The 4,691-nt window shown below is 41.5% G+C and carries 5 protein-coding genes and 1 pseudogene; 3 read left to right on the top strand and 3 right to left on the bottom strand.

Going from position 1 to position 4,691, the window contains the following annotated elements; translation table 11 throughout:
* Positions 1–121 precede the first annotated feature (121 nt).
* Positions 122–436, bottom strand: coding sequence for a DUF2092 domain-containing protein (locus O9332_RS27715; RefSeq protein ID WP_288028229.1), 315 nt, complete (start codon positions 434–436; stop codon positions 122–124).
* 528 nt (positions 437–964) lie between these two features.
* Here O9332_RS27715 and O9332_RS27710 point away from each other — a divergent pair.
* The 3 genes from O9332_RS27710 to O9332_RS27700 all read left to right on the top strand — a co-directional run bounded on the left by O9332_RS27710 (position 965) and on the right by O9332_RS27700 (position 3,116).
* Positions 965–1,630: an AraC family transcriptional regulator ligand-binding domain-containing protein gene (locus O9332_RS27710; protein ID WP_288028228.1), complete on the top strand. Its 666-nt coding sequence runs from the start codon at positions 965–967 to the stop codon at positions 1,628–1,630.
* 109 nt (positions 1,631–1,739) lie between these two features.
* On the top strand, positions 1,740–2,042 hold the full coding sequence (locus tag O9332_RS27705; protein ID WP_002760893.1) for a helix-turn-helix transcriptional regulator: 303 nt from the start codon (positions 1,740–1,742) through the stop codon (positions 2,040–2,042).
* A 519-nt stretch (positions 2,043–2,561) separates the two neighbouring features.
* Positions 2,562–3,116, top strand: coding sequence for a hypothetical protein (locus O9332_RS27700; RefSeq protein ID WP_002760892.1), 555 nt, complete (start codon positions 2,562–2,564; stop codon positions 3,114–3,116).
* 190 nt (positions 3,117–3,306) lie between these two features.
* Here the strand turns inward: O9332_RS27700 and O9332_RS27695 are convergent, their stop codons facing one another.
* Positions 3,307–3,777 (bottom strand): DUF4079 domain-containing protein, encoded by a 471-nt coding sequence (locus O9332_RS27695; RefSeq protein WP_002760891.1) that lies wholly within the window; start codon positions 3,775–3,777, stop codon positions 3,307–3,309.
* Positions 3,778–3,915: 138 nt separating this feature from the next.
* A pseudogene (locus tag O9332_RS27690) lies at positions 3,916–4,595 on the bottom strand (RNA-guided endonuclease InsQ/TnpB family protein); the annotation flags it as partial.
* Between the last annotated feature and the right edge of the window lie 96 nt (positions 4,596–4,691).

The raw sequence follows: 4,691 nt of genomic DNA, 5'->3' as shown, positions 1-4,691 counted from the left end.
AAGAAAAACTTGATTAATAATGTACAGGATTAATTCTACTACAAAATTGGAAGGAGGAGGCAACCATCGACCCCTACCTCCTACACTCCGAGAATGATTATTATTCTTGAGCATGAATAGTTTATTTTTTGGAAGTCCCTTGGTTAGCCTGACCGTCTCCCGGACTAATCACCCTGAGCTTATTGGGCCGTTCCAGGGTGACATCGGCGATCGTTGTGTACACCAGAGGTGGGCCGATACGACTGGGACTCTCGTAGGTGATAGTGGCGGTAAAGGCCAGGGAACGAGCGGCACTTAAGCGATCGCTCATTTGCTTGAGAATTGCTAGGGCCTTGGGTTCAATTTTTGCGGGAGTTTCTGCTGAGACCGGGGAAACGATTCCCAGCCCAGAGGAGCTAATTAGACCCAGTAAAAGGATTTTTGGCAGAAAATTCATGGCAGCTCTGAAAATCTAGTTTTTGTTAATGTGCTTAGACTGCTCGCAAAAATAACCGAGGAATTATTAATTAAACTGGTGACTTGTTTTTTGATTGATTGATGGCTTTTACCGCTTCTGTTGCTGGAGAACCTCCATTTTATTTCTCAATTCTAAGATTTGGTTGTTTTCATCAGCAAAAGTTTATAAATTTGACCTGGGGGAAGTCAGGGCATTGTTCTGTCGAAAAAGAGTCACGACTCGAGGTAATAAGTAGGGAGGCACAATTATTTGTAGGATGGGTTAGCGGTAGCGTAACCCATGCGGGCGTTGGGTTTCATGCTTCAACCCAACCTACGTTCATCTTATATTTAATTCCACCCACCCACTTAGATGGTAGTTTTCACAATTTCGACATTCAAGATTGTAGCGTGTCATCAAAATTTTTCTTGCCATCTCACGCCAAAATCGCGATAATCTTCACAGTTTCCTTTCGCCGACTTGTTCTCTAATGAGATGAAATATATCCCCCTGCTTCGGGTTAATACTTTGTTACCCTTTGTTACGTTTCTTCATCGCATCGGTTCCCCCACGGAAAAATTATTAGAGGAGGTAAAATTACCCTTATTTGCGCTCGATCATCCCGAATCTTTAATCCCACGTCATCAGGCCTTCTCGTTGATCGAGAAAGCGGCGCACAGAGAAGGTATAGACAACTTAGGATTATTAGTAGGGAAGGCAACTTCGATCGCTGATTTAGGGACTTTCAGGCGAATTATTTGTCAGTCTTTGACTGTCTATGATGCTTTTAATACGGTCAAAAACATGATCACTGCTAACAATTCAGGGGAAATATTCTGGATTAAAGAACAGGAAGAAACCGCTTATTTTTGTCAGCGTTATCTCCACAATCAGGAGGTTAATTGTCATTATGCTGCCCAATTTGCTTCAAGACTGATGATCGAATTAGTTAGTATCGCCCTAGGAAAATTATGGCAGCCACCGACAATTTATCTTCAGGGTGAGCGGGGCTGCGAATTAAAAGATGAATCTTTAAGCAGAACTAAAATTCGTGCGGGAATGGGATTTACCGCTATTGTTTTTCCTCGTTCTTTTCTGAGTTTACCTCTTAAATTTTCCGTAGCTTTAGATAATAAACCGAGTCAAAAAGATCGGGAAAATCTCTATTCTTCCTCCCCTGTACAGAATATATAGCGGTTCTCGCATCTGTGCGGCACACTTAAACCTTTGCTGATTAAGCTGTTCAGGATCGGGAATGTACCTCTTGTGAATCAGAAACGCTATAAGTGGCTCTTTAAAACAGGTGATTACTCCTCTTTTACCCAACGGTTATCCCGATATTAACTTAGCCAAAGAAATCACCGGCATGAGTGTCCGTACCCTACAAAGAAGGTTAGGAGAAGAAGGTTTAACCTATACTCAGGTAGTGGAAAAAATTCGTTTTGAGCAAGCAGTTTTGTGGCTGCAGGAACCCCAGATAAAATTAATTGATATTGCCATGGAATTAGGTTACAGTGATACCGCCCATTTTACTCGCGCTTTTAAGCGTTGGACAGGATTATCACCTCGGGATTTTCGTCGTCAAAAATTGGCTAATTATCAATAGACCTCTAGAGGAGGGGTAGGGGCCAGTGTTCTCGGAGTCTGGACAAGAAAACACCAAGAGATTGAACAAAATTAATTACACCTATGGAAGGGACTATTGCAAGAGTGCCTATCCTAACCAAAAAATTAAGGCTCTCTTGGTTTAGCTTGGTTAAATATGGCCTAGCATACAGTTTTTCTCAGGTGATCCCAGAAAGATTAAGGATAAACCACGGAGGCACAAAGAACACAGAGAGGAAGACAGATTCGAGCGGTAAAACTTATCACTTACATTCCAGCAGAGGATGTCAGCTTGTTCCAAATTCAGGCGTTGAGAAGTTTATGCCACTTTTCTGATCGGCTTCTGGCAAAAGTCAAAAAGTAATCAATAATGATATGCAAGGGTTAATTATTGCTCCTATGGCAACAGTGCCTCTTGCCTGACTTGCACCAGAAGTCTGTTTGTAGCTTCGGAAATTGTCAAAACCGAGATGTAGTTACTCATTGAACACCACAAAGGCTAATATATGGAGTGTTATTTATGAGCCATTTATCCCTATCCGAACAGATTACTGAGGAACTTCTGGCAATCCTGATCGAAGAAGAAGTCACCTATCCCTGGGATGTAACCGCTGTTGAGAGTCATGATCCCTTAGACCTGACAGAAACGCCCTTTTCTCTGTGTGAAGGACTAGAAGCGACGGCGATCAAAGCACAAGCTGATAGATTCTTTAACAGTTTACACCAAAAATTCCCGACAGTTTCCGTTTCACCCCGGTCTAATATCTTTGATAAATTTGCCTCTTTATTGCCGGCCGAACATTTAAATCGTCTAGTAGAAAGCGCTGAAAATCTAGTTGATAGTCAATTAGACAACCTTGATCGCCTTGTTGTTTGTCTTAGCGATCTCTTTCCCCAATGGTCTCCAGAAGATTTACAGGTTTTTGCTCGTCCCTACGCCTATACTATGCGTAATGGCCAGAGCGAAACGACTATCGAAACCGAAAATTGGCAAAATCTTTCCGAAATTGAACAAATTCGCCGGAGTGCAGCCATTGCCAGCCAGATTTTCCGCGACTTGTCTTCTCCTGAATAATCATCTCATTTTATTTTGCACGACTACATTAGGTTACACTTCATCTTTATGAGAAACGCTATATCTCTTTATCTGATTTTTTGCTTTTTGTTTCTACCCGTCAGAAAGATTCTATAACTTGTGATTAACTTTGAAAGCACTTTTTAGGGTTGGATGCGTCTGATGACGCATCCTATATTTTCAAAGTTTCTTACATTTTGCTGAGAATACGCTGGACTATATCCATTCCCGTGAAGGCTTGCCAGCCAAAAAGACCTAAAATGACGGCATTAAGGGTAATATGGGTGATTCTGGCCAATTCATTGCCTTTTTGCATTAAAGGTACTAAAGCGGCACTGATCGAGATTAAACCCACCATCCCTAAACCCGCCAGCAGATGGGGACCGACAAATAATTTACCGTTATTAATATAAGTCACCGCCATACCCCCGATCGTCCCCAACACCATTAAAGCGAGGATTAGGGAGCCAATTTGATAGTGTTTAGTGCGAAAATCCTTGGGCAATAATTCTTTTTTTAGGTCTTTATCTGCTGTACGCGTCCGTCGCCATTGTAGCCCCGAATAGAGGGCATAGATAGTTAATCCTAATAAAACCCACATTAGAATGGGATGGCCAAATTGTGACCAAGTTTTTACGGCACTGGGAATCTCGAAGTTCATAGTTGTCTGTTCTCATCAAAGATCGCTTCTTATTGACACTCCCGTCACTAAAAGCGAGGGATTCTTGGTTCATAGAGTTTCCCTAATCTGACAGGACGTATCCAACATTCGCCAGAGGGAATCTCTCCCCCCCAACCGACGTCGGGGGGTCAAACGGTTTAATCTTTTTTCCGCTTGGCGATAGTATTGCGGTATTTCTACCGTTTCCCCATCACTATTAGCGTAGAAAACTTTTAAGCCTACATCCAATCCTACACATCTTTTAGTCGGTTCTAAGGGTTTTGCCTATTCCCGAATATCAACGCTAAGGCAGAATTGGACATAGTAACCGTCTGCTCGTTTAACAATCCTAACTCGTTTAATTTGGTCTATAGGGTAAAAGTTTAAGTCTCTAGTTCCTTTCAGTTTAACCGTGCCAAGATTTTTCTTATCTGTGAAAGTAATTTTTTTCTATCCTCCGATAGTTGACCGCCACAGTTTTTATATTCCACAGAACGATTATTTTTCTGAAACTTGGGATAACCTTTTTTACCTTTTATTTTTTTCTGACAATTGTCATAGAAACGGGCAATCGCTGACCAGTCCCGTTCTGCCGATGCTTGTCTAGCCGTAGAATTTAGAGTATCGACAAACTTGAACTGTTGGGCGAGAACTGCACAATATTTATTGAGAGAATATTTATCGATTTTGTCTTCTCTCTTGGCATCCATCCAAAGCCTTAATGCTTTGTTTCTGATGAATTGTACTGTACGAATAGCTTCATCTATGGCAGAAGACTGACTTGGTTTGACCACTGCTTTCATTTCTAAGATAATCATTGTTTATCGACCTCAAACAACTTATTTTAAGTTAACCTATACAGCAGAGATTGTCAAGATTTTAGTCGTGCTTCGCTCTTTTATATTGGTCGGGGT

This window comes from Microcystis sp. LE19-10.1B, assembly GCF_027530565.1.
Taxonomy (GTDB): domain Bacteria; phylum Cyanobacteriota; class Cyanobacteriia; order Cyanobacteriales; family Microcystaceae; genus Microcystis; species Microcystis aeruginosa.
This window is presented reverse-complemented; position numbering and strand designations above follow the sequence as displayed.

Bases quoted from the DNA above. Each gene is read 5' to 3' on its own strand.
- O9332_RS27715 (WP_288028229.1), bottom strand. From the start codon at position 436: ATGAATTTTCTGCCAAAAATCCTTTTACTGGGTCTAATTAGCTCCTCT.
- O9332_RS27700 (WP_002760892.1), top strand. From the start codon at position 2,562: ATGAGCCATTTATCCCTATCCGAACAGATTACTGAGGAACTTCTGGCA.
- O9332_RS27695 (WP_002760891.1), bottom strand. From the start codon at position 3,777: ATGAACTTCGAGATTCCCAGTGCCGTAAAAACTTGGTCACAATTTGGC.